This is a genomic window from Bradyrhizobium sp. USDA 4449, assembly GCF_054056275.1.
On record NZ_JBSRYD010000001.1, the window covers coordinates 6,983,254 to 7,007,888 of the forward strand.

22 protein-coding genes and 1 pseudogene are annotated in these 24,635 nt (G+C 63.9%); 10 read left to right on the forward strand and 13 right to left on the reverse strand.

Annotated elements, in window-relative coordinates:
- The first annotated feature begins 63 nt into the window (after positions 1-63).
- The 4 genes and pseudogenes from flgF to flgH all read left to right on the forward strand — a co-directional run bounded on the left by flgF (position 64) and on the right by flgH (position 3,546).
- Positions 64-826 (forward strand): annotated as a pseudogene (flgF, locus tag ACVIIW_RS33005) (flagellar basal-body rod protein FlgF).
- Positions 827-842: 16 nt separating this feature from the next.
- Positions 843-1,631, forward strand: a complete 789-nt coding sequence (gene flgG, locus ACVIIW_RS33010; RefSeq protein ID WP_092228140.1) for a flagellar basal-body rod protein FlgG — start codon at positions 843-845, stop codon at positions 1,629-1,631.
- A gap of 10 nt (positions 1,632-1,641) precedes the next feature.
- Positions 1,642-2,772 (forward strand): flagellar basal body P-ring formation chaperone FlgA, encoded by a 1,131-nt coding sequence (gene flgA, locus ACVIIW_RS33015; protein WP_456704521.1) that lies wholly within the window; start codon positions 1,642-1,644, stop codon positions 2,770-2,772.
- A 9-nt stretch (positions 2,773-2,781) separates the two neighbouring features.
- Positions 2,782-3,546 (forward strand): flagellar basal body L-ring protein FlgH, encoded by a 765-nt coding sequence (gene flgH, locus ACVIIW_RS33020; protein ID WP_456704522.1) that lies wholly within the window; start codon positions 2,782-2,784, stop codon positions 3,544-3,546.
- 240 nt (positions 3,547-3,786) lie between these two features.
- On the opposite strand, the gene ACVIIW_RS33025 is transcribed toward flgH, so the two are convergent.
- The 3 genes from ACVIIW_RS33025 to ACVIIW_RS33035 form a co-directional block, all read right to left on the reverse strand.
- Positions 3,787-4,566 (reverse strand): 2-keto-4-pentenoate hydratase, encoded by a 780-nt coding sequence (locus ACVIIW_RS33025; RefSeq protein WP_456704523.1) that lies wholly within the window; start codon positions 4,564-4,566, stop codon positions 3,787-3,789.
- Between the two features lie 483 nt (positions 4,567-5,049).
- Entirely contained in the window at positions 5,050-5,415 is a 366-nt protein-coding gene (gene dksA / locus ACVIIW_RS33030) for an RNA polymerase-binding protein DksA (RefSeq protein WP_008554760.1), read from the reverse strand.
- Positions 5,416-5,629: 214 nt separating this feature from the next.
- Positions 5,630-6,241, reverse strand: coding sequence for an NAD(P)-dependent oxidoreductase (locus tag ACVIIW_RS33035; protein ID WP_456704524.1), 612 nt, complete (start codon positions 6,239-6,241; stop codon positions 5,630-5,632).
- 137 nt (positions 6,242-6,378) lie between these two features.
- Between ACVIIW_RS33035 and ACVIIW_RS33040 the strand changes: the two genes are divergently transcribed.
- Entirely contained in the window at positions 6,379-6,750 is a 372-nt protein-coding gene (locus tag ACVIIW_RS33040; RefSeq protein WP_456704525.1) for a winged helix-turn-helix transcriptional regulator, read from the forward strand.
- Positions 6,751-6,921: 171 nt separating this feature from the next.
- Here the strand turns inward: ACVIIW_RS33040 and ACVIIW_RS33045 are convergent, their stop codons facing one another.
- A complete protein-coding gene (locus ACVIIW_RS33045) occupies positions 6,922-7,335 on the reverse strand; it encodes a flagellar assembly protein FliX (RefSeq protein WP_456704526.1) in 414 nt (137 codons plus the stop codon).
- Positions 7,336-7,616: 281 nt separating this feature from the next.
- Here ACVIIW_RS33045 and ACVIIW_RS33050 point away from each other — a divergent pair, with 281 nt between their 5' ends.
- The 4 genes from ACVIIW_RS33050 (at position 7,617) to ACVIIW_RS33065 (ending at position 10,156) form a co-directional block, all read left to right on the forward strand.
- A complete protein-coding gene (locus ACVIIW_RS33050) occupies positions 7,617-8,741 on the forward strand; it encodes a flagellar basal body P-ring protein FlgI (RefSeq protein WP_456704527.1) in 1,125 nt (374 codons plus the stop codon).
- Positions 8,741-9,124 (forward strand): flagellar assembly peptidoglycan hydrolase FlgJ, encoded by a 384-nt coding sequence (flgJ, locus tag ACVIIW_RS33055; protein ID WP_456704528.1) that lies wholly within the window; start codon positions 8,741-8,743, stop codon positions 9,122-9,124. Before ACVIIW_RS33050 ends, flgJ begins: the two co-directional genes overlap by 1 nt.
- An 11-nt stretch (positions 9,125-9,135) precedes the next feature.
- Complete coding sequence (locus ACVIIW_RS33060; protein ID WP_456704529.1) at positions 9,136-9,633, forward strand: hypothetical protein; 498 nt, start codon at positions 9,136-9,138, stop codon at positions 9,631-9,633.
- A 160-nt stretch (positions 9,634-9,793) separates the two neighbouring features.
- The gene (locus tag ACVIIW_RS33065; RefSeq protein ID WP_456704530.1) at positions 9,794-10,156 is read left to right on the forward strand and encodes a hypothetical protein; all 363 of its coding nucleotides are present in this window, start codon (positions 9,794-9,796) and stop codon (positions 10,154-10,156) included.
- A gap of 3 nt (positions 10,157-10,159) precedes the next feature.
- Here the strand turns inward: ACVIIW_RS33065 and ACVIIW_RS33070 are convergent, their stop codons facing one another.
- The 5 genes from ACVIIW_RS33070 to ACVIIW_RS33090 form a co-directional block, all read right to left on the reverse strand.
- The gene (locus ACVIIW_RS33070) at positions 10,160-10,525 is read right to left on the reverse strand and encodes a hypothetical protein (protein ID WP_456704531.1); all 366 of its coding nucleotides are present in this window, start codon (positions 10,523-10,525) and stop codon (positions 10,160-10,162) included.
- A 13-nt stretch (positions 10,526-10,538) separates the two neighbouring features.
- The gene (gene flaF / locus ACVIIW_RS33075) at positions 10,539-10,907 is read right to left on the reverse strand and encodes a flagellar biosynthesis regulator FlaF (protein WP_092228151.1); all 369 of its coding nucleotides are present in this window, start codon (positions 10,905-10,907) and stop codon (positions 10,539-10,541) included.
- A gap of 284 nt (positions 10,908-11,191) precedes the next feature.
- Positions 11,192-13,483, reverse strand: a complete 2,292-nt coding sequence (locus ACVIIW_RS33080) for a DUF1522 domain-containing protein (protein ID WP_456704532.1) — start codon at positions 13,481-13,483, stop codon at positions 11,192-11,194.
- 217 nt (positions 13,484-13,700) lie between these two features.
- Positions 13,701-16,013, reverse strand: a complete 2,313-nt coding sequence (locus ACVIIW_RS33085; protein WP_456704533.1) for a DUF1522 domain-containing protein — start codon at positions 16,011-16,013, stop codon at positions 13,701-13,703.
- Positions 16,014-16,336: 323 nt separating this feature from the next.
- Positions 16,337-18,649 (reverse strand): DUF1522 domain-containing protein, encoded by a 2,313-nt coding sequence (locus ACVIIW_RS33090; protein ID WP_456704534.1) that lies wholly within the window; start codon positions 18,647-18,649, stop codon positions 16,337-16,339.
- 322 nt (positions 18,650-18,971) lie between these two features.
- Here ACVIIW_RS33090 and flbT point away from each other — a divergent pair, with 322 nt between their 5' ends.
- Positions 18,972-19,397: a flagellar biosynthesis repressor FlbT gene (gene flbT, locus ACVIIW_RS33095; protein ID WP_456704535.1), complete on the forward strand. Its 426-nt coding sequence runs from the start codon at positions 18,972-18,974 to the stop codon at positions 19,395-19,397.
- A 69-nt stretch (positions 19,398-19,466) separates the two neighbouring features.
- On the opposite strand, the gene ACVIIW_RS33100 is transcribed toward flbT, so the two are convergent.
- The 4 genes from ACVIIW_RS33100 to ACVIIW_RS33115 are packed head-to-tail and all read right to left on the reverse strand — an operon-like array spanning position 19,467 to position 24,622.
- Positions 19,467-20,963 carry a pyridoxal phosphate-dependent decarboxylase family protein gene (locus ACVIIW_RS33100; RefSeq protein WP_456704536.1) on the reverse strand — a complete coding sequence of 499 codons (1,497 nt, stop codon included), beginning with the start codon at positions 20,961-20,963 and terminating at the stop codon, positions 19,467-19,469.
- Positions 20,960-22,207 (reverse strand): hypothetical protein, encoded by a 1,248-nt coding sequence (locus tag ACVIIW_RS33105; protein ID WP_456704537.1) that lies wholly within the window; start codon positions 22,205-22,207, stop codon positions 20,960-20,962. The genes ACVIIW_RS33100 and ACVIIW_RS33105 overlap by 4 nt, the downstream gene beginning before the upstream one ends.
- A 17-nt stretch (positions 22,208-22,224) precedes the next feature.
- Positions 22,225-23,829 (reverse strand): hypothetical protein, encoded by a 1,605-nt coding sequence (locus tag ACVIIW_RS33110; RefSeq protein WP_456704538.1) that lies wholly within the window; start codon positions 23,827-23,829, stop codon positions 22,225-22,227.
- Positions 23,830-23,839: 10 nt separating this feature from the next.
- On the reverse strand, positions 23,840-24,622 hold the full coding sequence (locus ACVIIW_RS33115; protein WP_456704539.1) for a hypothetical protein: 783 nt from the start codon (positions 24,620-24,622) through the stop codon (positions 23,840-23,842).
- Positions 24,623-24,635: the final 13 nt, after the last annotated feature.

Below are 24,635 nucleotides of genomic sequence, written 5' to 3' on the forward strand. Positions count from 1 at the left end.
CGGGATCGGCCAAGGCGCTTGGGAGAGCGAAATGGCCGGGCTCACTCGAGGGGAGATTGACCGATGCAGAACGCGCTTCTGATCGGCTTGTCACGGCAGATGACGTTGGAACGGCAGATGGATGTCATCGCCAACAACGTCGCCAACGTGAACACCAACGGCTTCAAGGCTGACCATTCGCTGTTCGAGGAGTTTCTCCGCTCGAACGCTCATGAGGACAATTTCGTCGGCTCCGACCGCCGGGTCTCCTATGTGCAGGACCGCGGCACCTATCGCGACGTCGGCCAGGGGACCGATGGAGGCCACCAACAACCCGCTCGACATGGCGATCAGCGGCAACGCCTTCTTCGCCGTGCAGGCCAACGGCGCCGAGCTCTACACCCGCGACGGCAAATTCGCGCTCAGCAGCACCGGCCAGCTCATGACCTCCGACGGCAATCTCGTGCTCGGCACCGCCGGCCCGATCGTTTTCCAGCCGACCGACCACGACATCAACGTCGCCCCGGACGGCACCGTGACGGTGCTGGAGGGCACCGCCAAGACGGACTCGATCCGCGGCAAGATCCGCATGGTGAGTTTCGACGATCCGGCCAAGCTCACCAAGCTCGGCGCCAATCTGTACGACGTCGGCTCCGCCAACCAGCAGCCCGACGCCAAGTCCACCCTGCAGCAGGGCTACATCGAGAAGTCGAACGTGAATTCGGTCGGCGAGATGAGCCGCATGGTCGAGGTGATGCGCAGCTACACGGCGATCGCCAACCTGCTCCAGCAGCAGAGCGACCTCCACAAATCGGCAATCGAAAAGCTCGCCGACGTTCCGGCCTGATTGAGGGAGAACTGACATGCAGGCGCTTCACACCGCAGCGACCGGAATGGCGGCACAGGAACTGAACGTTCAGGTGATCTCCAACAACATCGCCAACCTGCGCACCACCGGCTTCAAGAAGCAGACCGCGGCGTTCCAGGACCTGATCTACGAACACATCCGTCGCGTCGGCGCGCAGGCTTCGGACCAGGGCACCATCCTGCCCGTCGGCGTCGACATCGGCGGGGGCGTCAAGACCGTCGGCACGCCGCGCAGCATGACCCAGGGCACGCTGTCGCAAACCGGCAACGATCTCGACCTCGCGATCTCGGGCGAAGGCTTCTTCAAGATCCTGATGCCTGACGGCACCTTCCAGTACACACGCGACGGCACGTTCCAGATGGACAATCAGGGCCGGGTCGTCACCGCGGGAGGTAACCCGGTGCAGCCGACCATCACGATCCCGAACAACGCCTCGGGCATCACCGTCAACGAGCAGGGCCAGGTGACCGTGACGCTGCCGGGCTCGTCGACCAACACCATTCTCGGCCAGATCGGCGTGACCCGTTTCATCAACAAGGCGGGCCTGCAGCCGGTCGGCAGCAACCAGTTCGTCGAGACGACGTCGTCGGGCACGCCTCAGGACGGCACCGCGAACTCCGAAGGCTACGGCAAGATCACCCAGGGCAGCCTCGAACAGGCCAATGTCGACGTCGTCTCGGAGATGAGCGACCTGATCGCCGCGCAGCGCGCCTACGAGATGAACGCAAAGGTGATCAGCGCCGCCGACCAGATGATGCAATCGACCACGGCGCTGTTCCGCTGAGGTGATGAACATGATCCGCACCGCGCTTCTCACCCTCTCCGCGCTGTTCGTGCTGGCGCTGCCGGCGCAGGCTGCCGACGACGGCATCGCAACGCCGACGCTGCGCGCCAGCGTCACCGTGACGTCGGACGTGGTCCGGGTCGGCGATCTCATCGACAATGCCGGTTCGGCCGCGCAGATCCCCGTCTATCGCTCGCCCGATCTCGGCACCACCGGCGCGCTGCCCGTCGCCCAGGTCCTGAGCGTGCTGCGCGCCAAGCAGGTGATCGGCGTGATGACCGGCGACATCACGGAAGTCCAGGTCACCCGGCTCGCCCGCACCCTTGCCAGCAAGGATCTCGAAAACGCAGTCGCCTCCGCACTCGAGCGCCGTTTCGGCCTTGGCGACGCCGCCAACATCACGGTCACCTTCGACCGTGGCATGTCCGACATGCGGCTCGATGCCACCAACACCGGCGCGCTCCAGGCGGTTGCGACCCGCTACGATGCCCGCAGCGGCCGCTTCGACATCTCCTTCGAGGTCGGGAACGAGGGTACGGTCCCGACCAAGCTGCACTTCACCGGCACCGCGATCGAGACGGTTGAGGTTGCCGTTCTGACCCGCGACATCGACCGCAGCGAGATGCTGAAATCCTCCGACGTCGCGCAAGAGCGCCGGCCGAAGGCCGAAGTGACCGGCGAGCCCGCGCTGCGCGAACGCGCCGTCGGCATGCAGCTGCGCCGGCCGATGCGCGCCGGCATGCCGATCCGCGTTGCCGACCTCGCCAAGCCCGAATTCGTGTCGCGCGACCAGAGCGTCACCGTCATCTACCAGGTCCCCGGGATCTATCTCACCACGCGCGGCAAGGCGATGGAGGGCGGTGCCGAGGGCGACACCGTGAGTGTCCTCAATCCGCAGACCAAGCGGACGCTGACCGGCGTCGTCACCGGCCGCGGCCAGGTCACCGTGCAGGGCGCCAGCCAGTCCGCGCCGATGCCGGCCGCGGTCGAGCAGACCTCCTCGCTCAAGCGCGACGAAGCGCCCGCCCCGGTCGACACCGAGGCCCTCGTCCGCAACCTGGTCCAGGCGCCTTCGTCGCCGGGCCAGATTGCACAAGCCCAGATTCCGCAAGCTCGCGTCTCGCAAGCACAGGCAAAGTAAGAGTTAGTCATGTCCGCTTTCAGTTCGGCTTACCGCCTTCGTCGCATCGCGATCTCTGCCCTGCTGCTGACAGCCAGCGCGCTGGGCGGCTGCTCCTCGATCGACCGCTTGTCGCAGATCGGCGAGCAACCGAAATTGTCGGCGATCGACAATCCGACGACGCAGCCCGGCTACAAGCCGGTGCAGATGCCGATGCCGAAGCCGGAAGTCGCCTCCTACAACCCGAACTCGCTGTGGCGTAACGGCAGCCGCGCCTTCTTCAAGGATCAGCGCGCCACCCATGTCGGCGACCTCCTGACGGTGACCGTGAACATCACCGACAAGGCCAATATCGAGAACGAGACCCAGCGCAGCCGGTCCAACAAGGAAGATTCGGGCATCACCGATTTCATCGGCGCGAAAACGCTCGGCGCGCAGGCGCAGAAGGTGCTGCCCGGCCGTATCCTGACTGCCGACTCCACCGCCTCCAGCGATGGCAAGGGCTCGGTCAACCGCACGGAAGCGTTGCAGACCAACGTCGCGGCCGTCGTGACCCAGGTGCTGCCGAACGGCAATCTCGTGGTCGAAGGCAAGCAGGAGATCCGCGTCAACTACGAGATCCGCGAGCTCGTGGTCGCCGGCATCGTCCGCCCCGAAGACATCCAGAGCGACAACACCATCGATTCCAGCAAGATCGCCCAGGCCCGCATCGCCTACGGCGGCCGCGGCCAGATCACGGACGTGCAGCAGCCCCGCTACGGCCAGCAAGTCATGGACGTGCTGCTGCCCTTCTAGCCTTCTCTAGGAGCTCCCACATCGTGTTCGCGAACCTAGGCGCGAACGACGATGTACTACGCGGCCCTCGCTAGCTCCCCTGGCGAGGGCCGCATGTATTTGGCCTGACGTGTCGCTGTGGCTCCGAGGCAGCTCCGTGCAATCGTATCGACGCTGCCGCGAGTAAGACCACCGCGATCCAATCAGGCGCGCGCGCGCGCGAATTAGTGAACATCGACAGCAATGACGGTGGAGAGAGCGCTACGTAAACGCCGCCTCCGCCACGCCCAGGCCGTCCAGCTCCATCCGCACCTTGTCGCCGGCTTTCAGCCACAGCGTCTTCACCAGGCTGCCCGTCAGCACGAGCTGTCCCGCGTGCAAGCCCTTGCCTTCGGCGGCGAGGTGGTTGGCGAGCCAGGCGAGGGCGTTGTGGGGGTGGCCGAGCACGTCAGCGCCAGTGCCGTGGCTGACCTCCTCTCCGTTGACGATGGCGCGGCCCTTGACCGCTTTCAGGTCCGGTACCGACGAGCGCGGAACCGAGGCGCCCAGCACACAGCCGGCGGCGAAGAAATCATCCGCGATCAGCGTCGGCGCGCCCATCGTCTCCCACTTCACGTAGCGGTCGTCCACGATCTCGATGGCGGGATGGTAGCTTTCAACGGCTTCGCCGACCCATTCGGCGGTGAACGGCGCCTCGCCGGCGGCGAGGTTGCGCTTTAGCCGCACCGCGATCTCGCATTCGACACCGACACGGACATAGTCGGCGACCGCGAGCTCCACGCCGCTGTCGTGCACACCCTTCTGGAACACACCCCCGCCGCAGGGGTGCGGAATGCCGATATACTCCTGCATGACCTGGCTGGTGCAGCCGATCTTGTAGCCGACCAGCGGCCCGACATGAGGCAGCAGGAGATCATGCAGCGCACGCTGGACCTGATAGCCCGCGGCCTCATCAGCAGGCGGAACTTCGAGCGCCGCGAGCGGCGCATGGTTGCGGCGCGCCAGCGCGATCGCCTTTGCGGCTTCAAGAATTTTGTCCATCGGCGCCGCCTCCCACGCGACCACAAGCATGGCCGGCACTTCAGCATCCCCGCCGGAGCCTGACAAGCGCCGGAGGCATGCGCCCATGCGGGTGGATTGCGCGCTGACGGATGCGGCCGACGGCCTCTTATCCGCCTTAAGGAAATATTGAGCTGGTCCAGGCTTCATGGGGATGCGCGTTGCAGCCTCGCACGAGGCCGGATTGCAGCGAGGCTTGATGCAGCTTGATCAGAGTCTCAGCATGCGAGTCGATCTCCTTGATGCGACTCGCAAAACCTCCCGCACCTGAAGCGAAGGCTATGTCTCATGTGAATTCACGTGAGCTTGCAGCAATGGACTCTAGCCCATTGATCGCGATTCGCTTTTCGCCATCGCGTACCCGTCAAGCACGCCGCGGCAAGCGATAGGCACAGCGCAGATTACGGCGCGAAACGGCGCGCCTTGCGTCCAAAAACGAAGAGCCGCATCACTGCGGCCCGGACTCTATTCGTCGCGATAGACCTTCTCGCGTTTCTCGTGGCGCTCCTGCGCTTCCACCGAGAGCGTCGCGATGGGCCGGGCTTCGAGCCGCTTCAGAGAGATCGGCTCGCCGGTGTCCTCGCAATAGCCGTAGGTATTGTCCTCGATGCGCTGGAGCGCGGCGTCGATCTTGGCGATCAACTTGCGCTGGCGGTCGCGGGCGCGGAGTTCGATAGCACGGTCGGTTTCCGACGATGCCCGATCGGCAAGATCGGGGTGGTTCACGTTCTCCTCCTGCAGAGCCTGCAGGGTGAGCTTGGACTCTTTCAGGATCTCATCCTTCCAGGCGAGGAGCTTCAAACGGAAGTACTCCTTCTGCCGGTCGTTCATGAAAGGCTCTTTTTCGGTCGGTCGGTAGTTTTTCAACTTTTCCAAGGGCGGCCTATCTATTTAAGCAACGACTCGCAACGAAACGGGTCCGTTGAGCCGGGGCTTATATAGCTACCCCTTGTGACAGACAATATTTCCTTAATGGCGCAGTTACCGCCCCCAAGCCCTTGCACAGGAACGTTTATCCGCAAATACCCGGGGGGCGGCCAAAAGCCTAGTAGCCCACCGTGAAACGCTGCCGCAGATGCGCCGGCTTCTCGATCTCGTCGGCAAGCGCGATGGCGTAATCGGCGAAGCTGATCCAGCTCTTCCCGTTCGCATCTGCGAGAAGCTGGTCGGTGCCGAGCCGGAACTGGCCCGTGCGGGCCCCCTCGACGAACAATGCGGATGGCGAGATGAAGGTCCAGTTCAGATCGTTTTCCTGCCGCAACAGGTCGAGGAAGACGCCGCCAGCTTCCGCCTCGGCCTTGTACTGGGCCGGAAAACCCGGGGTTGTGACCAGTTTGACACCGGGAGCGACCTCCAGACTGCCAGCGCCGCCAACGACCAGATAGCGGCCAACTTTCGAATCCTTGGCCGCGCGGATCAGCTTGTGCGGGTCGCTCGCCAGGAAGTGGACGGAGCTCACCGCAACGTCATGCCCGGTCCAGAGTTTGGCGAGACCGACCTGGTCGAGCACGTCGCCCTTGGTCGGCGTGACGTTTGGCAGTGCCGCAATCTTCTCGGGGTTCCGGGCGATGGCGGTAACCGCATGGCCGCGGCGGGACAGTTCCTTGGTGATTTCCGAACCGGCCCGGCCCGAGGCGCCGGCAACTGCGATTTTCATGGAAGGCTCCTTTGCTTCTAATAGTAACCACTGGTGACTAGATATCGCAAAGAATGCTGGTGTTAAGAGAGCACTTTGTGCTTACCTGCTTACGCGGGAGTAACCGAAGCCGAGCCAGGCGAGCGCAAGGAACCGAGATGAAACCCAATGTCTATGCCGCCGAGTGCCCGACACGCCAAATCCTCGATCGCGTCGGCGACAAATGGGCCGTGCTGATCCTGTTGCTGCTGCGCGAGGAGCCGATGCGCTTCAATCGGTTGCGCCGCACGATCGAAGGTATCTCGCAGAAGATGCTGAGCCAGGTTCTCAAGTCGCTCGAACGCGACGGCCTGCTCAAGCGCCGCGCCATCGCGACCGTGCCGGTGACGGTTGAATATTCGATCACGCAACTCGGCGTGACACTCGCCGCCGCGGTAGATCCATTGCGCGACTGGGCCGAGGAGAATTTGAAAGACGTGCTCGCCGCCCAGCGCCGCTACGACGCGCAGCAGCAGGAGGAAGCGGCGTAAAAGGTGAGGCAGACCGCTAGAGGACCCGTCATCCTGAGAGGTGCGAGTGGCGCGATGCAAAGCATCGCGCCGGGAGCCTCGAAGGATGAACGGCCGAGATACAGCCGGGCCGTCGCCCTTCGAGGCTTGCCCTGCTTTGCAGGGCGCGCACCTCAGCGTGACGGATAACGACTACGCCTGCCCGGCCTTCGCCAGTTCGACCTCGACGCGCAGCTCGATCTCGGACAGCACGGAATCGAGACCGGGATCGCCGGAGGACGATTTCAGGTTTGCCGCCGCATCGCGCAGCCGCATCACCGTCGAGGCGTCGAGATTGCCGGACAACAGTCCCATCTTGAGATCGTCGAGCACGTCGAGCGCGGTCTTGCCGCGGGCGACCGAGCGCTTGCGGCGCTCGATGGGATCTTCCTCGATGCCTTGCAGCGCGAGCAGCCCGTCGATGTTGGCGGTGGCCTTCGGTGCGGCGGCGCTGCGTGCCTCCTGCGCCGACGAGGTATCGGGCAGCACGAAGGTGCCGGAGCTCGTTCGCCTGGCCTGGCTGGCCGGAGTCCCAAGCGTGGTGCCATTCGGTCCGTAGATGCGCATCGGAGCAATCCGGGTGATCGATGCGCCACATTCGCCGCTTTATGGTTAACGGGGCGTAAACGGCCCGGCAATATCTGCCGACAGGCGGCAGTTTCGCTCCTCAGGGCGAACGGCGGCTAGCCTCGATCTAAAGAGATTTATTCAACCTTTTCAATCGCCTAGTCCCTCTGCTCCGGGTTGGCACAGTGCTCGCAGGGAAAGCGCCGGACCAGCTCGTCATGGGAGTGTCTGGCAGGTCCGAGGTGTGAGGAGGCTCTTTGAGGAGCCTTGGGGAGCAGAGGATGCCAGGCGTTCGTTGGGTGAGGATTTTTGGGCTGGCCTGTGCCGCGCTGTCAGCGCTGGCCATTTCGGCCGCGTCCGCAAACGCGACCTCGCGCATCAAGGATCTCGCCAATATCGAAGGTGTGCGGCAGAACCAGCTCATCGGCTATGGCCTCGTAGTCGGCCTCAACGGCACCGGCGACACCCTCAACAACATCCCCTTCACCAAGCAGTCGCTGCAGGCGATGCTCGAGCGCATGGGCGTCAACATCCGCGGCGCCACCATCCGCACCGGCAACGTCGCCGCCGTGATGGTCACAGGCAACCTGCCGGCCTTCGCGACGCAAGGCACGCGCATGGACGTCACCGTATCAGCGCTCGGCGATGCCAAGGATTTGCGCGGCGGCACCCTGCTCGTCACCCCCCTGCTCGGCGCCGACGGCAACGTCTATTCGGTCGCGCAGGGCTCACTCGCGATCTCCGGTTTCAATGCCGAGGGCGAAGCGGCGAAGATCGTGCGCGGAGTTCCGACCGTGGGCCGCATCGCCAACGGCGCCATCATCGAGCGCGAGATCGAGTTTGCGCTGAACCGCCTGCCGAACGTGCGGCTCGCGCTGCGCAACGCGGACTTCACCACCGCCAAGCGCATTGCGGCTGCGATCAACGACTATCTCGGCGTCAAGAGCGCCGAGCCGATCGATCCCTCGACCGTGCAGCTGACGATCCCGCCGGAGTTCAAAGGCAACGTGGTCGCTTTCCTGACCGAGATCGAGCAGCTCCAGGTCGATCCTGACCTCGCCGCCAAGATCATCATCGACGAACGTTCGGGTATCATCGTGATGGGCCGCGACGTTCGCGTCGCCACAGTCGCGGTCGCGCAGGGCAATCTCACGGTCACGATCTCCGAGAGCCCGCAGGTGAGCCAGCCCAACCCGCTGTCACGGGGCCGCACCGTGGTCACGCCGCGCTCCAGCGTCGGCGTCACGGAGGACGGCAAGAAGTTCGCCGTGGTCAAGGACGGCGTCTCGCTTCAGCAACTCGTCGACGGCCTCAACGGCCTCGGCATCGGCCCGCGCGACCTCATCAGCATCCTCCAGGCGATCAAGGCCGCCGGTGCGATCGAAGCCGACATCGAGGTGATGTGATGCAGACGGGCATGCTCAACAGCACACGCGTCACCGCCGCCCTCTCCTCGAATCCGGCCTTCTCGGTCGAAAGCCGCAACGGCCGGCCCGACTTCGAACTCGCTGCCGCGCTTCAGAAGGTTTCGCCGCAGCAGCAAGCCAAGGCACAGAAGACCGCCACCGACTTCGAGGGCATGTTCCTCAACAGCATGTTCGCGCAGATGACTTCGGGCCTGAAGGGCGAAGGCCCGTTCGGGGATACGCCGGGCACCGGCGTGTGGCGCTCGATGCTGACCGAGCAATATTCCAAGAACTTCGCCAGCGCCGGGGGTGTCGGTATTTCCCGCGACGTGTACCGCACCCTGATCATGCAGCAGGCCAAAACCACTCTTCGCACGGCATAGGGTCAAACGAGATGAACCACTTCAACGCGTCACGTCAGCCGATGCCCGCACAGCGCCCGAACGACGCGCAGGGCAACGCCGAGGCGCGCAAGCTCGCCGAAGACCTGATGGATGCGATGAACGCCCTGCTCGGCTTGATCGAACGCGAGACCGAACTGGTCCGCGCCGGCAAGGTCCGCGAGGCGATGACGATGGAAGGCAAGAAGCAGGAGCTGTCGCGGCGCTACGTCGGGGCCGTCAGCCAGTTGAAGGCCAACCAGGACAGGCTGGCGAAATCCGCGCCCGAGCTGCTCTCGACACTGCACCGCCACCACGACGCTTTCCGTGCCATGCTTCAGGTCAACCTCACCGTGCTCGCGACCGCGCATGCGGTTTCCGAAAGCGTCGTGCGCGGCGTCAACGCCGAGATCCAGAAGCGCAACGTGCCGAATACCTATACTGCTGCGGGACGCCGCGCGACGCCCGGCCCGCGTCACATCACGCCGCTCGCGGTCAGTCGCACGCTCTGAGCGCGCACACGGAACTGTCTCCAATTTTACGAAAAACCGCACGCCCAAAGCGTTGCGCGGTTAGGTACGTTTCCTTACTGGATGTTCAATCCTGGTGTTCCATGGTTGCGTATTGAGAGGGGTTGGGATTTGACTCACATAAGGCAACCAGGAGGCTGCCATGAGTACAGATTTCAGCATCAGGCCGGTGGGGATACCGGCCCCCGTACAGATCGTAACGACGTCGAATTCGGCGGCGAACGATGCCGTACAAACCGATTTGCCGGTGAGCCAGACGGTCGCCGCAGGCGATACGACCGCGCCTGCGCGCAATGATCTTCAAAGCAGCAATGAGAACATTTCGCGGCAGGTCGTGTTCGACCAGGCGGCTGCATCCATGGTCTTCCAGGTCGTCAATGAAAAGACGGATGCGGTGGTGAACCAGTTCCCCGACGAGGCGATGCTGCGCCGGCGCGCCTATTTCCACGCAATTGATTTGAAATCGGAACCCAACCGTCCGCTCAATACGGACCTCAGCGCCTGACGATCAGGTACCGAGCGTGGCCTGCGCGGTGTCGAGATAGGTCGAGCCGGTCGCGGGATCGGTGACGACGTTCTTGATCTGCGCCTTTCCGACATTGGTCAGCGTGAACTTCGTGTTGCCGAATCGGAACGAGTTGTCCTTGATCAGCACCTGCTGATACTGCGACGTGCCGTTGCTCTGGTAGCGGATCTGCGCCCGAAATCCGTTGACCTGCGAGATGTTGAGCGAGAACTTCTTGCCGTCGGAATAGGTGCCGCTCCAGCTCCCCTGATAGAGCGTCGGGTCGACCGCCACATACCTTGTCTTGCTCGGCGCAGATACGCTTGCCGACTTGTACGCGCTCGACAGGATGCTCATGACGTCGGCCATGGCTGCGCTCCGCTCAGGGACGGCCGGACAGACCGGCAGCGATGTTGCGGTTGATCTCGATCAGCGGGCGGAAATGATCGAACTGCGGGCTCATCTGCAGCGCCGCGGTCTGGCTCAGCACGAACACGCTGATATTGGCGATCTTCTGCCGGACCTCGAGCGGCTGCGGATTGTTCTCGCGCATGGCTTCGCTGAGGAAGATGGTCCAGAGCTTGCGATTGAACATCAGCGCCTGTGTGGTCTGCTCGCTGAACGGATCGGCGGCGTTGATCGCGTCCTGGAGCTTGTTCGCGGCCTTCAACAAGGTCTGCGCCTCAACGTCGCGAGGAGATGCGGTGGTCGTTGCGACACGCGCGTAGGCCGAGGCAGCGGAATTCGACATCAATCACACCTTGGAATCTTCCTAGCCCGTTGAACGGACTTAAGGATTTCTTTCCCAACCCTATGCAGCGCCGCTTAAGATTTGCTTACATGTGCGCCTGGAAGCTCTCCGGATTATTACGGGTCACTTCCTGAGCGCGATGATAGAAGCGCAAGACGCAAGCTGTAAACCTGCACTGCATCATGCCCAGCGATCGCAGCTAATCCAGTCTTAGCGAACTCCCTCAAAACAACGGCGGGGCGTGGCCCCGCCGCGACTCATCGGCCGGCGATCTCGCGGCGAAATTACTTGAGCAGCTGCAGCACGCTCTGCTGCGACTGGTTCGCCAGCGACAGCGCGGAGACCGCGATCGACTGACGGGTCGACAACGCCTGGCTGTTGGCCGCTTCCTCGTTGGTGTCGGCCAGCGTCAGGTTGGACGAGCCGGTTTGCAGCACGTTGATCAGGTTCTTCGAGAAGTCCTGACGCACCTGCACGATCGACAGATTGGAGCCGAGCGCCGAGCCTTCCGAGCGCAGCGTGCTGGAGGCGGCGTTCAGGCTCGCGAGCACCTTGTTGGTCGCGCCATTGTCGATGAAGTCGACGCCGTTGACGAGGTTGCTGAGGCCGAGACCCGCCGCGTTGAACACCACGCCGTTGATGTTGAGCGTCGAGCTGCCGGTCTCGTTGAAGATGAGCTTCAGCGTATCGCCATTGAGCAGGTTGACGCCGTTGAAGGAGGAGTCCTGCGAGGTCGTATCGATCTGCGCCAGAATGTTGTTGAATTGGCCGACGAGACTTGAACGCGCCGTCTGCGCGACCGGATCCTGGATCGGCGGCTGTGCGGTCGTGAACGTGAGCGAGCTCGTGATGGTACCGCCGACCGCACCGCCGGCGATCGTGGAACCCAGCGTCGAGGACGCGTATTCGTTGACAGTGGAAACCGTAAGCACGCCATTGGCGTCGATGGTTGCCGTCAAGTGGTTCGCCTGAAGCTGCGCGTTGAGCTGGTCGAGCGTCTTGACCGTGCCGTTGGTGCCGTCACCGAACGTGACGTTGACCGGCGTTCCGCCGTTGAACGAGGTGAAGGTCAGGGTCTTGCCGCTGATGCCGCCAACGCCGCTCTGGCGGGCCGCGGTGAAAGCCGACGCGGTGCCGGTGTTGCCGGCCAGTCCGAGCGCGGCCAACGAATTCCCTGTGCCCGTGATCGATAGATCAGCATTGATGCCGGTCGACAGCTTGAGCTGGCCGGAGGTATTAATCGACGAAGCGCTCTGCCCCGACGCGGTCGCAAGCGTACCACCGCCACTGCCGTTCAGTGTGAAGGTCTGCACGCCGGTCGCGAAGTCGATCGCCTTCAGCACATCGGCGATCGTGCCGGTCTGTAGATAGACCGTCGAGTTGCCGTTGCCGTCGGTCTCGACGTGACCGCTGACGCCGAAGCCGCTCGGAACGGCCGGAGCATTCGTCGAACCCGGAACCGGTGCGTTCTTGAAGGTGATGACGTGCCCGTCGACATTGAGCGTCGAGCCGTCCTGGATCAGCGAACCGAGGGAGCCGGGAGCGGTCGCGCGCGCGATATTCAGCGTCGCGTTGCCGCCACCCGTTGCAGTGGTGAGGCCCAAGGCGTTGAGGAAGTCGGCCTTGCCCGTGATGGACACGTCGGCGCCCGTCGAGGTCTCGATCGTCGCGATACCGCTGGCAAGAGACGAAGGCGTCGCGCCGGAGGCTACGCCGATGGTCGCAACACCGCTGTTGTTGATCGAAGCGGTCTTCACGCCGCTGGCGAGGTCGATCGCACTCAGCAGGTCATTGACCTTCGCAACCGGTGCACCCGTCGTGCCGAGATAGACGGTCGAATTGCCGTTGCCGTCAGTGAGAATCGTGCCGCCGGCGTTGACGCCCGATCCGGCCGGAATGGCCGTGCCGGCCGGAGCGGAGCCGGCGCGGAAGGTAATCGTGTGGCCGTTGACGGTCATCGTATCGCCGTCCGAGGGAGACGAGGCGACGAGGTTTGAAGCACCGCCGACGCCGATCAGGGTCGCAGTGCCGGCCAGCAACGTCGAGTTGTCGGAAGCCTTCACCGCAGATGCGGCGGGGGTGACGTAGCTGCCCTGGGCGGCGCTGCCCAGCAAGGTCGTCGCCAGAGCAGCCGTCGTACCACCGGCCGTGCCGTCGAAGAGAACATTGCTGGACGCCGTTGCGCTGCCATAGCTCGTGGTGCCGCGCAGGTCCGCAGGCGTCGCGCCGGGGATCGTGGTCGAAATGTTCGACTTTGTCGAGTAGCCAACCGTGGTCTGGAGCGCTTGATTGGCGATCGATTTCGCGCTGTCGATCAGCTTCTGCAGCGAAGTGATGCCGGTGTTCGCCGCCTGGAGCACCTGCACACCGTTATTGATGCCGTCGAGCAGGTTGCTGATGTCGCTCGCCCGGTTGTCCAACCCCTGCGCCGTGAAGAAATTCGTCGGATTGTCCAGCGCCGAGTTGACCTTCTTGCCGGTCGAAAGGCGCGACTGGGTGGTGGCGAGGAGGTCGGCCGTTGATTGCAGCGACAACAGGTTCTGGCGAACTGACGCCGAGAGAACGATGTTGGACATTGGCGGTCTTCCTTTTGAACCGGATACGAATCGGGCTCGCCGATCTGAAAGCGGGCTTTGGTCGAGTTTTAGGGTCTGTCCTTTAAAGTATGGTTAACGGCGACTTAAGGGATAGGGTTAATGCCGGGTTAGCGCCCTGCCCGCCAATTGGAGGCAACAAAAAGCGGCGGGACCGAAGCCCCGCCGCTCTCTTTTATGTTGTAATTTCAGTTGCTTACTAGCGGAGCAGCTGGAGCACGCTCTGCTGCGAGGTGTTGGCCAGTGACAGCGCGGACACCGCGATCGACTGGCGGGTCGACAGCGCCTGGCTGTTGGCCGCCTCCTCGTTGGTGTCGGCCAGCGTCAGGTTGGATGAACCGGTCTGCAGCACGTTGATCAGGTTCTTGTTGAAGTCCTGGCGCACCTGCACCACGGAGAGGTTCGAACCGAGGGTCGACGCTTCCGACCGCAGTGTGCTCGATGCCGCGTTCAGGCTGGTGAGCACCTTGTTGGTCGCGGAGTTGTCGATGAAGTCGGTGCCCTGCACCAGGCCAGCCAAACCCAGACCCTTCGAGTTGAAGGTCACGCCGGTGATGTTCAGGCTCGACTTGCCGGTCTCGTCGAACACCAGCTTGAGCTGATCGCCATTGAGCAGGTTTACGCCGTTGAAGGACGAGTCGACCGAGGTCGTGTCGATCTGCGACATGATGTTGTTGTACTGCGCAACCAGGTTCGAACGAGTGGCCTGAGCAACCGGATCGACGGTCGGAGTGGTCGCATTGGTCCACGTCAGGGCTGTGGTAATCGTGCCGCCGATCGCACCACCGGCAACAGCCGAGCCGATTGTCGAAGACGCATAGTCGTTGGTCACGGACACCGTGAGCAGGCCGTTGGCGTCGATCGTGGCGGTCAGGTTGTTGGCTTGAAGCTGCGTGTTGAGCTGATCGAGCGTCTTGACCGTGCCGCCGGTGCCGTCGCCGAAGGTGACATTGACCGCCGTACCGCCGTTGAAGGAGGCGAAGGTCAAGGTTTTGCCGGAGATGCTGCCGGGTGCGGCGGCACGGCTCGCGGTGAACGCTGTGCCGGTGCCGGTCGAACCGGTGAGACCGAGCGAGGACAGTGCGTTGCCAGAACCGGTGATCGACAGATCCGAGTTCGCACCGGTCGAGATGTGCAGCGCGCCGGCGACGATCGAGGAGTTCGTCGCGCCCGCGGTGGTCTGCAAGGTCGCCGTGCCCGAGGTGGTGGACTTGATCGTCTGCACGCCGGTGGCGAGGTCGATCGCGGTCAGCACGTCGGACACCTTGCCCGCCTGCAGATACACCGTCGAGTTGCCGTTGCCGTCGGTGACCACGTTGCTGCCGGTGCCGGCAATGCTGGAGCCGGTCGGAACGTTGGCCGCCGCAGGCACCACCGCGTTCTTGAACGTGATGGTCTTGCCGTTGACGTTCAGCGTCGAACCATCCGAGATCAGCGAGCCGAGGCTGCCCGAGGCGGTCGTTCGGGTTGCGGTGACCGTGGCGTTGCCCGAGCCGGTCGCACTGGTCAATCCCAGGGCACCCAGCAGGTCAGCCTTGCCGACGACATTCAGATCGCCGCCCGTCGAGGTCTCGAGCGTGATCTTACCGCCGGTGATCGAGGACGCAGTGTTGCCCGTCGGGGTCGAGAGAGCGGCAGTACCGGCGGTCGTGTTCACCACAGCGTTCTGCACGCCGCTCGCGAGGTCGATGGCGTTCAGAACGTCGCCCACTGTCGCGGTGGAGTTGGACGCACCGGAGCCCAGATAGACGATCGAGTTGCCATTGCCGTCGGTGGCGATGTTGCCGGTTTGGCCGTAACCGGCCGGCAGGGTGTTGGTCGACCCCGTAACACTCGGAAGGTCGCCGGACTTGAAGGTGATCGAGTGACCGTTGACCGTGAAGCTCGTGCCGTCCGTAAACTGCGTGGCTCCGATCAGTGACAGACCCGCGTTGGCTGGCGTGCCGCCGCCGGTGCCGTACAGCAGGGTGCCGGTGGTGATGGCCGTTGCCGTGGTCTGGTTGTCCTTCACCTGGCTGCCGGTCGTCGCGCCGATGGTGCCGCCGAGCGTGGTGCTGCCCGCAGCCGCCGTCGTGCCACCGGCGGTGCCGGAGAACAGCACGTTCGAGAGCGCGGTCGCGCTGGAATAAGTGGTCGTGCCGCGCAGATCTGCCGCGGTTGCGCCCGCGATCGTGGTCGAGACGTTCGACTTGGACGAATAGCCGACCGTGGTCTGCAGCGCCTGATTGGCGATCGACTTTGCGCTGTCGAGCAGCTTCGACAGCGAGGTGATGCCGGTGTTGGCGGCCTGAAGCACCTGCACACCGTTGGCGATGCCATCGAGCAGGTTGTTGATGTCGCTGGCGCGGTTGTCGAGCGACTGGGCCGTGAAGAAGTTGGTGGGGTTGTCGAGCGCCGAGTTCACCTTCTTGCCGGTCGACAGACGGGACTGGGTGGTGGCGAGCAGGTCGGCGGTGGACTGGAGAGACAGCAGGTTCTGACGAACCGACGCAGAGAGAACGATACCGGACATAACTCTTACCCTTCTGGTTTACGCGTCTTCGTTCGATCGCTTCGGATCGAGTGACGCGCACAGCCTGCGCGGACATGGCTAACAAAGGGTGAAATCCAATCTCGAACCGTAAGCGCCGATTCACCATAAGGCGGCGGAAGTCCTTTTCACGCGATGATGATCCATTTGAAATCTCTCGGCTTTCTCTCGCGTTTGCTCCCCGTTAACCATAACCAGCGGTTACTTTTTGGCAGCTGCAAAAGCGCGTTTCGATTGCATGCGCACAAAGAAAACGGCGGGACCGAAGCCCCGCCGTCGATTTTCTTTCGTGATGTCAGCCGCTATTAGCGGAGCAGCTGGAGCACGCTCTGCTGCGACTGGTTGGCCAGCGACAGTGCGGAGACCGCAATCGACTGGCGGGTCGACAGCGCCTGGCTGTTGGCGGCTTCGACATTGGTGTCGGCCAGCGTCAGGTTGGACGAACCGGTCTGCAGCACGTTGATCAGGTTCTTGTTGAAGTCCTGACGCACCTGCACGACGGAGAGGTTCGAACCAAGGGTTGAAGCTTCAGAACGCAGCGTGCTCGACGCCGTGTTCAGGTTAGCCAGCACCTTGTTGGAGGCTGAGTTGTCGATGAAGTCGGTGCCCTGCACCAGCGAGGCCAGACCCAGACCCTTCGAGTTGAAGGTCACGCCGGTGATGTTCAGGCTCGACTTGCCGGTCTCGTCGAACACCAGCTTGAGCTGATCGCCATTGAGCAGGTTCACGCCGTTGAAGGACGCGTCCTGTGAAGTCGTGTCGATCTGCTGCAAGATGTTGTTGTACTGGGACACCAGGTTGGTACGGGTGGCCTGGGCAACCGCGTCAGCAACCGGCGCGGAGGCGTTCGACCAAGTCAGCGACGTCGTAACCGTACCGCCAATCGTACCACCGGCGGAGGCAGAGCCGATCGTCGAGGACGCATAGTCGTTGGTCGCGGACACCGTGAGCAGGCCGTTGGCGTCGATCGTGGCGGTCAGGTTGTTGGCCTGAAGCTGCGTGTTGAGCTGATCGAGCGTCTTGACCGTGCCGCCGGTGCCGTCGCCGAAGGTGACGTTGACCGCCGTACCGCCGTTGAAGGAGGTGAAGGTCAAGGTCTTGCCGGAGATACCGCCGGCTCCAGCGGTGCGGCTCGCGGTGAACGCTGTGCCGGTGCCGGTCGAACCGGTGAGACCGAGCGAGGACAGTGCGTTGCCCGCACCGGTGATCGACAGATCCGAGTTCGCACCGGTCGAGATGTGCAGCGCGCCGGCGACGATCGAGGAGTTCGTCGCGCCCGCGGTGGTCTGCAAGGTCGCCGTGCCCGAGGTGGTGGACTTGATCGTCTGCACGCCGGTGGCGAGGTCGATCGCGGTCAGCACGTCGGACACCTTGCCCGCCTGCAGATACACCGTCGAGTTGCCGTTGCCGTCAGTGACCACGTTGCTGCCGGTGCCGGCAATGCTGGAGCCGGTCGGAACGTTGGCCGCCGCAGGCACCACCGCGTTCTTGAACGTGATGGTCTTGCCGTTGACGTTCAGCGTCGAACCATCCGAGATCAGCGAGCCGAGGCTGCCCGAGGCGGTCGTTCGGGTCGCGGTGACCGTGGCGTTGCCCGAGCCGGTCGCACTGGTCAATCCGAGGGCACCCAGCAGGTCAGCCTTGCCGACGACATTCAGATCGCCGCCCGTCGAGGTCTCGAGCGTGATCTTACCGCCGGTGATCGAGGACGCAGTGTTGCCCGTCGGGGTCGAGAGAGCGGCAGTACCGGCGGTCGTGTTCACCACAGCGTTCTGCACGCCGCTCGCGAGGTCGATGGCGTTCAGAACGTCGCCCACTGTCGCGGTGGAGTTGGACGCACCGGAGCCCAGATAGACGATCGAGTTGCCATTGCCGTCGGTGGCGATGTTGCCGGTTTGGCCGTAACCGGCCGGCAGGGTGTTGGTCGACCCCGTAACACTCGGAAGGTCGCCGGACTTGAAGGTGATCGAGTGACCGTTGACCGTGAAGCTCGTGCCGTCCGTGAACTGCGTGGCTCCGATCAGTGACAGACCCGCGTTGGCTGGCGTGCCGCCGCCGGTGCCGTACAGCAGGGTGCCGGTGGTGATGGCCGTTGCCGTGGTCTGGTTGTCCTTCACCTGGCTGCCGGTCGTCGCGCCGATGGTGCCGCCGAGCGTGGTGCTGCCCGCAGCCGCCGTCGCGCCGCCGGCGGCGCCGGAGAACAGCACGTTGGTCAGCGCAGTCGCGCTGGTGTAGGTCGTCGTGCCGCGCAGGTCGGACGCGGTCGCACCCGCGATCGTGGTCGAGACGTTCGACTTGGTCGAATAGCCGACCGTGGTCTGCAGCGCCTGATTGGCGATCGACTTTGCGGAGTCGATCAGCTTCGACAGCGAGGTGATGCCGGTGTTGGCGGCCTGAAGCACCTGCACACCGTTGCCAATGCCATCGAGCAGGTTGTTGATGTCGCTGGCGCGGTTGTCGAGCGACTGGGCCGTGAAGAAGTTGGTGGGGTTATCGAGCGCCGAGTTCACCTTGTTGCCGGTGGCCAGATGGTTCTGGGTGGTGGCGAGCAGGTCAGCGGTGGACTGGAGGGAGAGCAGGTTCTGGCGAACCGAGGCGGAGAGAACGATACCGGACATACTGTTACCTTTCTGGTAGCTACGCGTCCTGTCTGACCGACATTGATCAAACGACCGGCGGACGGTGCCTTCGAGCCTCTAACAATCCGTGAAATGAAACCGGTGGTTTGTCCGAGTCGACCTGCCGAATGCTCGCAGAACGTGCGACGACGGCATCAAAGAGCAGTAGACACCATTGAAATATTTGATGTTTCTGCCGCCGCCCAAATCGTTCACGACCCGTTAACTATGTTGCGCAAGGATTGGCTCCAGATCAGAGCTGATCGCCCTCGCCATCCGAGCCGCCGATCGGTCGTTAAGAACGAGTTGATGGAGAACAGGCATGGCTCTCAAGGTCGAGCTCAAACCGCACGAACGCATCATCGTCGGTAACTGCGTGATAACCAACACCGACCAGCGCGCCCGCCTTCTGATCGACGGCGAGAACGTGCCGATCCTGCGCGAGCGCGACATCCTCACCCCGGAGACCGCCGATACGCCTGCCAAGCTCGTCTATCTGGCGGTCCAGTTGATGTACATCTCGCCGGATCCGCAGACCCAGCACGGTACCTATTTCAACCTGGTACGCGACATCGTCACCGCGGTGCCGAGCTCCTGGTCGATCATCGAGGGCATCAACAACAACATCATGAGCGGCGATCTCTACCGCGCGCTGAAAGAAGCCCGCAAGCTGATCGCCTACGAAGAGAAGCTGCGGGACCAATACAAGGCCACGCATCCCGAGGCTGACGTGAGCTCTGCCGCCTGATCGCAAACCGCCTCAACGACGACGGCCCCGGCTCATCTCCGGGGCCGTTGTCGTTTCAGCCCAGCGCTGTCATTGCGCGGCGAGCGGCGGCGCCTCGACCTCGATCAATCCGCCTGTTCGCTGCGCGCCGAACCTGATCACGGCCGCCACCAGCGCGTCGATATCGATCTCCGCGGTGCGATGATTGACGATCGCGGCGCGGATCGCGAACTTGCCATCCAGCGTCGTGCTCGACGGCGCCGCGATGCCGGACTCCTGGATATCGGCGACGATCTCGCGATTGACCGCGTCCTCGGCGCGGTAGCGGAAGCAGACGATGTTGAGATTGACGGGCGCGAGCAGCTCGAGCCGGGGCTCGGCGAGCACACGCGCTTCCAGATATTTCGCGAGCGCGCAGCTTCGCGCAATCACCGCGCCCAGCCTGTCTGTGCCGAACGTCTTCAGCGTGAACCAAGTCTTCAACGCGCGGAAGCCGCGCGACAGATCGGGACCGAGATCGCACGGCCATACCGCGCCGGCCGCAAGCCCCCTCGCCTCGCGACCGAGATAGGCCGCCGGTTGCGCAAAGGCCGCCCTGTGACTTTCGCCGTCGCGCACCAGCAGAAAGCCGGCGTCATAAGGCACCTGCCCCCATTTGTGGAAGTCGAGCGCAATCGAGTCCGCAAGCTCGATGCCCTCGAGCATCGGCGCGAGCTCGGGCGAGAGGATCGCGAGTGCGCCGAAGGCACCGTCGACGTGAAACCAGATCCCCTCCTCACGACACAGCTCTGCAACCGCCTTGAGATCGTCGATCGCACCGATGTCGACGGTGCCGGCAGATGCGGTGACCAGGAACGGCTTGAGGCCGACATTGCGATCGACGGCGATCTGCGCGCGCAGCGCGGCGATGTCGATGCGATGATCGGCGTCGACATCGATCTTGCGGAGTGCATCGGTGCCAAATCCTGCAATGTCCATCGCGCGGGAGATGCAGCCATGCGCAGCCTTCGACGCATAGGCCGTGAGCAGCGCGCCATCGTTGCCGATGCCGTGCTGCCGTGCCGGCGCGCCGAGCGCGCTCGTGCGCGCCACCAGCACGGCCATCAGATTGGCCATCGACGTACCCGTGACGAAGATACCGCTCGCACCTTGCGGAAAGCCGAACAGGCCGCGCATCCACGCGACGATCTGGCGCTCGACTTCGATCGGCATGTGATCGCGCCCGCCGAGATTGGCGTTGAGGCCGGCCGCAAGCATTTCCGCAACCATGCCGACGGCGGTGCCGCCACCATGCACCCAGCCCATGAAGCCGGGATGAACATTGCCGGTCGCGTAAGGCGCAACGTGCTCGGAGAATTCGCGATAGACCTCCGCGAGATCGCTTGCCTCGCGCGGCAGGTCGGTTCTCACAGCGGCGCGAACCGCGTCGGGGATGGGTTGCCAGACCGGACGCCCGCGGACATTGGCGATGCCGTCGATCGCTTCGTCCAGCATGCGATGCGCCAGCGCGCGAAACTCGCTCCAGTCCTGCGGATCGAGCGATCCGTTCGCGACGCCGGTCAGCGTGTTGCGGATGATCTCGTTCATGCTGCGCTCACGGCGCCGGCCTTGTCAGTCGGCTTGGCATGCCGCGACAGCATCGCGGTGAATGCGGTAAAGATCTTGCGCATCTGCGGCGGCTTGTAGGGAAACACAAGTGGCGAATCCATGTTGTGGACGACCGCGGTGTTGTCGGCTTCGAACACCAGAAGCTCGCCGCTCTGGTTCTCGGCGCAATCGACGATGAAATAATCGAGCCCGACGCGCCGGCTCATTTCGTCGAGCGCGCCTTTGTGGCGTACCGCGAAGGAGTTGTCGAAATCCTGCATGAAGATCGCTTCTTCGGCGCGCTTCTTTTCACTGAACGCCATGTAGGCGTTGAGATACCAGATGTCCCAGCGATCGGCGATCGCCATATGACAGGCATAGGGCTTGCCGTCGACCATGGCGAGCCGGATCTTGCGATAGAGGCCGTCGGGACCCGCATAGTCGACGAAACGTGCGACGAAAAAATCCTGCTCCTCCCGCGCGGCAAGATAGGCCGCGAGCGCCGCCGCATCGTCGAGCTTCGCAAGTCCGACGCCGGCATGGGTGCCGCGCGGCCGCGCGATCATCGGAAAGTGCAACTCGCCCGTGATCTCGTTGCAGGCGATCCGCCCCTCCGAGAGAGCAGTCAATTGCCCGCGGGTGGCGTGGGCGGTGACGGGAATGTCGAGACCCGGGATATCAGCCAACAGCCGAAACAGCTTGTCGCGATCGAGATTGCCGATCCGTTCCGGGCGATTGAGCAGCGGTCGCGGCCAGCGCGGCGCAGCCTTTTCGATCAGCGCAAGCGGTTCGCGGCATTCCTCGGAATCGGACGCAACCACGATGGCAACGTCATGATCGGGTAGCGTATCCGGCAGTCCGCTTGTCTTGGTCACATAGAGCGTCAACAGCTCGACATCGGAGCCTTCGAGCAGGAATTCGATCGGCGTGTTGCCGCCCATGTCGATGTCGGCCGCCAGCGCAAGCAGGCGCAGGCCCGGCTTCGGCGCGCTGGACGGCGTACGAAACAACTGATGGAAGGAGAGCACCTCGGACTGGATCAGGAGCCCGGCCTCCTTCTCGCCCTGAAGCTGGGCAATCAGCGACAGATCGAGCCCCTCGCCCGCCTGCGCCGTCCCCTCCGCGATCCGCGCCAGCAGATGCGCGCGCAAGGGGTGCAGATCGACGCCCTCGAAGGCCTGGCGCGTCAGATGCGCAAAGCCGATACGATCGGCATAATCAGGCGCGGCAAGCGGATGCAACATCTCACACCTCAACAAGGCTATGCCGGCACGGCGGCGGTACGGTCGAGCAGCAGCTCGATCTTCACCAGGGCATGGGCGATGCGATCGAGAATGTGCTGCACATTGCGTTGCGCCTGCGCGCCGTCGGGCGACCAGGCGTCGGTTAGGAGCCGCGCACCGACGCATAGCCGCAGAGCAGCCCGCGGAACGCCATCGGGTTGCTCCAACCGCACCGGCTGGCCGAGGAGATAGCGCTGCGCTGCCACCTGCCGGTCGGCCGCGCTGCCGCCGATGGCATCATTCATATCGCGCTCCAACGCACGGTGAACAGCGCTGGTGTCGGCGATGGATACCGGCTTGCCATCGCGCAACGGCGTGAACGGAAAGATCGAACGCTGCGCAAATTCTTCATCATCCGGATCGGCGGTGTCAGCGGGCGCCGGGATGGCGAGCAGCGACGGCGATAACGCGATCATCCTCTCGATGCCGGACGCAAGCGCGGCGAGCGTCCTGGTGCGGAACGCGCCGGGCACGGCATAGTGGCTGCCGATCTCGGCGAGCGCCGCTTCCCAGCGCAGCCATTGGCCGAAATTCGGACGACGCTCGAAGCGCGAGCGTAGCGCCCTCCAGGCGATCGGCCAGTCGCAACGGCCCGCATAGTCGAGGAAACCAGGCGCGATCGCTTCGATCCGGTCGAGCGCCCGGGACAGTCCCTTCGGCATCAGCAGCGCGCCGCTGAAGGCGGGGCCACCAAAGAATTTCGAGCCCGTGATCAGCACCATGTAACCGCGATCGAGACAGGACCGCAGCCGCCGACGGCCGAGCCGCGCCTGACAGGCATCGACGACCACCTGAACCTTGCGCGGCCAGCGCTGCGCGATCTCATCGAGACAGGCGGCGCTCGGCGCGCGCCAGCCGAGCTTTGACGAATCCATGATGTGCAACAGAACGCGCCGGCCTTGCTTCAGGCTGCTCTCGATGGCACGCATGACTTCCGCATCCGCGTCAATACGCATCGAACGGCCGGAGGCTGCATCGAGCAGCGGGATCGCGATGCTGTCGCCGGCGAGGCCCGCGATCGCAGCGTCCTTGCGCACGATGATGCCGCTCGCCGTCATCGTGCTGAAGTGGTGCCCGCGCGCGCTATGAACGGTGCCAGTGCCGGTCTGGTCGGCGCCAACCACGATCGTTACCGGCGCCGCACCGAGCACCGCGCGCGCGAGGAACAAGGCATGAAGCTGAGAGTCCGTGCCCGACGCCGAGAACACCACGTCAACGCTCGACTGCAGCTGAAAATGGCCGCGCAGCTCGTCGCGCATATCCTCGCAGCGCCGATCGAAGGCGACCTCGACTTCGTCGAACAACGATTTGTGCACCAGCTCCTCGCGTGCCAGCGCGGCGCGGTCATAGGCCGCCTGCGAGATCGGCGATGCCGTCGACGAGGCGAAATTCCAGATCGCGGGTTCGGGCGACGCCGCGCAGCCATAGGCATTGACGCGGTCATGGGGGTCGAGCGCCAGTCGCCGATCTCCGCCGGAGACGAGCAAGGTATCCAGCGGAGTGAAGAGGTCGCGCAGGCGATAGCGCGAGCCGCGCTCGGACGCGCGGTCGATATCGGGGGGGCGGGACGCGCCGATGCTCATCCCGACTGACTCACGCCGCGTCGGCCGCCGCCCCGGGGGCTGGCGCAAATTGCGAGGCGATATCGCCATGGAATACCGACGGCCCGACATGATCGAGCGAGCTCTGGATATCGGCCCAGATCACGCCGCCGATATCGGTCCAGCGCTTGCAGAACGCGAAGTCCTCGGAGAGATACGTGCCGGTCGCAGGATCGATCATGCACTCGAACAGCGCGAACCGGTTCTGGCTCGCGGCGAGCGAGTCATGGGAATGCTCGCGGAAGAATTGCAGATTGGCGTAATCGGGATGGCGGCACATCACCTCCAGCGCCTGGCGGCGGATCATCAGGAAACCCGTCCCGGCATAACGCACGCGGGTAAAGCCGTTGACCACCACGATGCGATCAGGATCCTCGATCTCGAGCACGTAGTCGAGCGAGGCCGCCGTCACGTCGGTGCGGCCGGCGTGGATCGCTCTCTTCGCCTTGTCCCAATTGACCCGCTTGATCGGATAGCAGCCGGCGACGACATCGGCGCCGGATTCGATCAGCCGGAACACCTGCTCGGGCCTGAAGCCGATGTCGGCATCGATGAACAGGAAATGCGTCGCATCGGGGTCGTCCAGGAACATCGCGACCAGATTGGCCCGTGCGCGCGTGATCAGCGCATCGCCGTCACGCAGCAGCACCTTGAGCCCGAGATTGGACATGCCGTGCACGGCGCGCTGGAGCGCGAAGATGGAGCTCGCGTAAATGCTCGACACCTGGCCGCCGAAGCAGGGCGTAGCCACCACCAATTGCATCTTGTCCGACATTGACGGCTCCGCG